6 protein-coding genes are annotated in these 5,439 nt (G+C 75.2%); 3 read left to right on the top strand and 3 right to left on the bottom strand.

Annotated features, from left to right (window positions below; all coding sequences use genetic code 11):
• A partial coding sequence (locus I4I78_RS29665; RefSeq protein WP_218614814.1) for a ferritin-like domain-containing protein occupies window positions 1-408 on the top strand: 408 nt, incomplete at its 5' end.
• Between the two features lie 25 nt (window positions 409-433).
• Here the strand turns inward: I4I78_RS29665 and I4I78_RS29660 are convergent.
• On the bottom strand, window positions 434-1,465 hold the full coding sequence (locus tag I4I78_RS29660; protein ID WP_218614813.1) for an aminotransferase: 1,032 nt from the start codon (window positions 1,463-1,465) through the stop codon (window positions 434-436).
• A 36-nt stretch (window positions 1,466-1,501) separates the two neighbouring features.
• On the opposite strand from I4I78_RS29660, the gene I4I78_RS29655 reads away from it, so the two are divergent.
• On the top strand, window positions 1,502-1,927 hold the full coding sequence (locus I4I78_RS29655) for a YjbQ family protein (RefSeq protein ID WP_218614812.1): 426 nt from the start codon (window positions 1,502-1,504) through the stop codon (window positions 1,925-1,927).
• Window positions 1,928-1,981: 54 nt separating this feature from the next.
• Entirely contained in the window at window positions 1,982-2,740 is a 759-nt protein-coding gene (locus I4I78_RS29650; protein ID WP_218614811.1) for a hypothetical protein, read from the top strand.
• Between the two features lie 39 nt (window positions 2,741-2,779).
• Here the strand turns inward: I4I78_RS29650 and I4I78_RS29645 are convergent, their stop codons facing one another.
• A complete protein-coding gene (locus I4I78_RS29645) occupies window positions 2,780-3,580 on the bottom strand; it encodes an intradiol ring-cleavage dioxygenase (protein ID WP_218614810.1) in 801 nt (266 codons plus the stop codon).
• Window positions 3,581-3,693: 113 nt separating this feature from the next.
• Window positions 3,694-5,439 (bottom strand): proline--tRNA ligase (locus tag I4I78_RS29640; RefSeq protein ID WP_226380674.1); only part of this gene is annotated, 1,746 nt, incomplete at its 5' end.

Here is a 5,439-nt window from a genome sequence, read left to right as displayed (position 1 = left end):
CAGCGTTCGCTGGCCAGCGAGCACGCCGCGCTGTGGGCGTACTCGCTGGCGCTGGCGTTCGTCCCCCCGGACTGGGCGACCCGCGCCCGCGGGGACATCGAGGCGCACAAGACACTGCGCGCCCAGGTCACGCAGACGCTGTCGGACCTGGGCAAGCGGCCGGTGTCGGCGCAACCGGCCTACACCCCGCCGCAGCCGGTCGTCGACGCCGTCTCGGCCGGCGCCCTGCTGGTGGCCGCGGAGACCGACACGACCGCGGCCTGGCGTTCGGTGCTGGAACGCTCGACGATCGGCCAGCTGCGCTCGGCCGGGCTCAAGGCGATGGTCGACTCCACCGGCCGGATCGCGTACTGGCGGGCGGTCACCGACCGCGCGCCGGTGATCCCGGTCTTCCCCGGACGCGGCTGAGGGTCCCGCTCCTGCGCCGGACGCCTCAGCGCGGGTCGGGGCCGGTCAGGGCGCGCACCGCCAGGTCCACGTCCTCGCCGGTGTTCGCCAGGTGGAACGACAGCCGTGCCGCCCCGGCCCGGGACGCCACCGCCATGCCCGCCGCGCCCAGCCGCTGCGCCGCGCCGTCCCACGGCACGGAGACGATCGCGGATCCGGCCGGGGGCAGGTCCAGGCGCGCGCACAGGTCGTCGGCGAGCCCGGTGCAGTGCGCCTGCACGGCGTCGCGGTCCAGCCCGGCCAGCCACGGGAGCGCGACCCCGGCTCCGGCCTGCGACAGCCAGTCCGGGGAGACGTCCAGCCCGTGCGCGCCGGGGGCCGGCACCGGGTCGGGGCGGTAGAGGCCGTCGCCCCAGCGGTCCCGGGTGCCGTACCAGCCCGCCGAGTGCGGTACCGGGACCCACGACGGGTCGAGCGCCATCCAGGACGCCCCGCGCGGGCTGAGCAGCCACTTGTAGCAGGCGCCGAGCACCGCGTCCGCCCAGCCGACGTCGAGGGCCAGCCAGCCCGCGGCCTGGGTCACGTCGAGCACGACCCGGGTGCCCGCGGACCGGGCCGCGCGCAGCGGCGCCAGGTCGGCGATCCGCCCGTCCGCGGACTGCACCACCGACACCGCGACGACGTCGTAGGCGCCCGCGTGCTCCCCGAGCTCGGCCAGCGGCACCTCGGTGACCGTGACGCCGCGGCCCTGCACGGCGAACGGGCGGGTCACGCTGGAGAACTCGCCGCGCGCCACCAGCACCCGCGCCCCGTCCGGCACGCTCGCCGCCAGCAGCCCGGCCAGCGCCGACACCGTGGACCCCAGCGCGACCCGCGCCGGGTCGGACCCGACCAGGGCGGCGAACCCGGCCCGGGCGGCGTCCACCGCCGGGTCGAAGTCCGGCGGCCGCGCCGCACCGGAGGCCCAGTCCCGCACCGCGACCGCGACCGCGTCGGCGACGAACGCCGGCGGCAGGCCGACGCTGGCGGTGTTGAGGTATCCGGGTCCACCGGCGAAGTCCTGACCGAATGCGCGCACGTGCCCGACCGTAGCCACTGCCCTATCGTCGCCGGTGTGCACAGCGAGCTGATCGAGATCCGGACCGGGACGCAGGAGACGGTCGTCGACCTGACCGCCGCGGTCGAGGAGTTCCTGGACGGCCTCGGCGGCGACGGCCCGGCCGAGGGACTGCTCAACGTGTTCGTCCCGCACGCCACGGCCGGCGTCGCGGTGATCGAGACCGGCGCCGGCAGCGACACCGACCTGCTCGCCGCGCTGCGCGACCTGCTGCCCGCGGACGACCGGTGGCAGCACCGCCACGGCAGTCCCGGCCACGGTCGCGACCACGTGCTGCCGGCCGTCGTGCCGCCGTCGGTGTCGATCCCGGTGATCGGCGGCCGTCCGGCGCTGGGCACCTGGCAGTCGATCTGCCTGGTGGACACGAACGTCGACAACCCGGTGCGCTCGGTGCGCCTGTCGTTACTCGCAGACACCGTCTGACATTCTCCCGGCCGCGGCGCTGACCTGGCCGGATCCCCCGGCTACCCTCGCCGGGTGACTGTGGGCAACCAGCCGTCCCCGATCGGCCGTCCGGCCGCTGCGCGGGGCGCCCGGCCGGGCGAACCGCGCCGTCCCGCGCTGCGCAGTCCCGCACCGGGACGCGGCCCCGGCCGGTCGCGGGGGAGCCGCATCCTGCTCGCGGCGCTGGTCGTCGTGGTGCTGCTGGCCGGGCTCGGCTACGCCGGGTACCGGCAGGCCGTCGGCGATCCGGAGGCGGGCGCGGAGGTCTCGTCGGCCGGCTACACCGTGACCGTCCCGGACGGCTGGAGCGCGGCGCCGCCCGGCGCCGCGCCGGTGACCGTCTACGGCGTCCCGTTCACCCCGCTCGCCCAGGCCCCCGGCTACCCGTGCCGGGACGCGTCGTTCGCCCGCGCCACGGTGGCCGGTGCGCAGGTCGCGGTGCCCCCGGGCGTGGGCGTGGAGCAGGCGGCGAGCGCCTTCGCCCGCGGCGCGGGTGAGGCGCTCTACGCCGGGTCCGCGCCACAGGTCGCGGTCGGTCCGCCCGCGCCGCGCGACGGCGGCGGGTCACAGGTCGAGGCGACCGTGCGGACCGACGGCCTCGGCGGTTGCCGCGCCACCGAGGCGACCGTGCTGGTCGTCGCCGAGCCGCGTGTCACCGCGGGCGACGGCTCCACCGGGGCCGCGCTGCTCGTCGTCGGCGGCGACACCCGCGGCGGGCCGCCCGCCCCGGAGCCGCTCACCCGCGACACCCTGCTCGGGATCACCGGCACCGCGCGGGCCGCCGGCTCCTGACGCGTGCCGCGCTGGGCGGGAACCGCCCGGGACGGGTGCTCAGACCGGGACGGCCAGGGTGGCGGCGTAGCCGGACGCGACGCCGCCGGTGACGGCGGCCACCTGCAGGTCGTGGCCGTCGCCGAACACGTTGTCCGAGTCCAGCGTCACCTTCGCCAGGTTCGACACGCTGCGCTCGTAGCCCGGCGTCGCGTAGACGGTCTCGCAGACGTCGCGCGGCAGGGCCAGCTGCGTCGTGCGGACGGCGTTGCCGGAGGACGTGGCGTCGGCCTGCGAGGAGTAGACCTCGAAGTGGATGTGCGGCCAGCGCCCGTCGTAGCAGGCCGGGTAGATCGAGGTGAAGCTCAGCCTTCCGGAGGCGTCGGCGACCTGGACCCCGCGCAGGTAGTTCTCGCTCTCGATGCCCTCGGAGTAGAGCGAGTACCTCCCGTCGCGGTCGCAGTGCCACAGGTAGACCGCGGCACCGGCCAGCGGGGTGCCGCCATCGGTCACCGTGAGAGTGATCGTCAGAGGGACGCCCGCGGCGGTGGCGGTCGACGTGCCGAAGCTCGAGCGGATGTCGCGGCGCACGACCCCGGCGTCGTCGAGCACGTTGGGGCCGTTGGAGCCGTCGCCCGGGTACGGGCCGCCGGTCTCCTCGGGGATCTCCCCGGCCGCGGTCTGCGTGCCCGAGCCTCCGGGCGGCGCACCGCCCCCGGTGGCCGCGGAGGCGCACCCGGCCAGCGCGACCGCGCCGGCCCCGGCGAACAGGCCGAGCAGCGCCCGCCGTCCGATCAGCCGGGGCAGGTCGCGGGAGATGCCGCCGAAGTCGTCGTGGTCGTCGTGGTCGTCGCTGCTCACTGGCTGCTCCCGGGTGTGTGGTGGGCGCCGGTCTCCTCCGGCCTCGTCACCACTGTCCGGTCCGTCCCGATGTTGCAGCTGGGTGCCGCCTGTGCGTCGGCTGTGACCCGGGGTCAGCTGCGGACGATGCCGGCGACGTGGGTGGCAGCGGTGTCGCGGGCGATCTCGACGCGTTCGCCGGTGGCGCGGTCCTTGAGCTCGACGACGCCGGTGGCCAGGCCGCGCCCGACCACGACGATCGTCGGCACGCCGATCAGCTCGGCGTCGGCGAACTTGACGCCGGGCGAGGCCTTGCGGTCGTCGAGAATCACCGACAGGCCTTGTGCCTCGAGCTCGGCGGCCATCGCCTCCCCGCCGGCGAGCAGCTCCTCGCTCTTGCCCGCGACCACGACGTGCACGTCGAACGGCGCGACGCTGCGCGGCCAGAGCAGCCCCGAGTCGTCGTGGCTCTGCTCGGCGATCGCGGCGACCAGGCGCGAGACCCCGATCCCGTAGGAGCCCATGGTGATCCGCACCGGCTTCGAGTCCGGCCCGAGCGCGTCCAGGGAGAACGCGTCGGCGTACTTGCGGCCGAGCTGGAAGATGTGGCCGATCTCGATGCCGCGGGCGGCCTCGAGCACGCCGGTGCCGTCCGGGGACGGGTCTCCGGCGCGGACCTCGGCGGCCTCGATCGTGCCGTCCGGGGTGAAGTCGCGGCCCGCGACGAGGTCGACGACGTGGTGGTCGGCCTTGTCCGCGCCGGTCACCCACGCGGTGCCGGTGACGATCCGCGGGTCGACCAGGTACCGGACACCGTTCGCGGCCAGCGCGCCGGGCCCGATGTAGCCCTTGGTCAGGAACGGGTTCTTCGCGAAGTCGGAGTCCTCGAGCAGCGCGACCTCGGCCGGCTCCAGCGACGCCTCGAGCCGCTTCATGTCGACCTCCCGGTCGCCGGGCACGCCGACGCCGAGCAGGTCCCACTCCGTCGCGCCGGGCGCCCGGGTCTTGAGCAGCACGTTCTTGAGCGTGTCCGCCGCGGTGAAGGTGCGGCCGAGCCCGGCGCCGTTGAGGAACGTCACCAGCGACTCGATGGTCGGGGTGTCCGGCGTGTGGTGCACCTGCGCGGCCGGGAGCCCGTCCAGCGGGCGGGCCGGGGGCGCAGGCGTGGTCACGGCCTCGACATTGGCCGCGTAGCCACCGGGACCGCGGACGAACGTGTCCTCACCGGTCTCGGACTCGGCCAGGAACTCCTCCGACGCCGACCCGCCCATCGCCCCGGACGTCGCCGCGACGATCACGTAGCGCAGCCCGAGCCGGGTGAAGATCCGCTGGTAGGTGTCGCGGTGCTTGCGGTAGGACTCGGCCAGTCCCTCGTCGGTCAGGTCGAACGAGTAGGAGTCCTTCATCAGGAACTCGCGCCCGCGCAGGATGCCCGCGCGGGGACGCTCCTCGTCGCGGTACTTGTTCTGGATCTGGTAGAGCACCGCGGGGTAGTCCTTGTACGAGGAGTACTCGCCCTTGACAGTGAGCGTGAACAGCTCCTCGTGGGTGGGCCCGAGCAGGTAGTCGGCGCCCTTGCGGTCCTTGAGGCGGAACAGGTTCGGGCCGTACTCGGTCCACCGGTTCGTCGCCTGGTACGGCTCGCGGGGCAGCAGCGCGGGGAACGCGATCTCCTGGCCGCCCATGGCGTCCATCTCCTCGCGCACGATGTTCTCGACGCGGCGGAGCACCTTGAGCCCGAGCGGCAGCCAGGAGTACACCCCCGGCGCCACGCGTCGGACGTAGCCGGCGCGGACCAGCAGCTTGTGGCTGGGCACCTCCGCGTCGGCCGGGTCCTCGCGCAGGGTGCGAAGGAACAGCGACGACATCCGGGTCAACAC

Origin of the sequence: Pseudonocardia sp. KRD291 (genome assembly GCF_019263595.1) — a bacterium.
GTDB lineage: Bacteria > Actinomycetota > Actinomycetes > Mycobacteriales > Pseudonocardiaceae > Pseudonocardia.
This window is presented reverse-complemented; position numbering and strand designations above follow the sequence as displayed.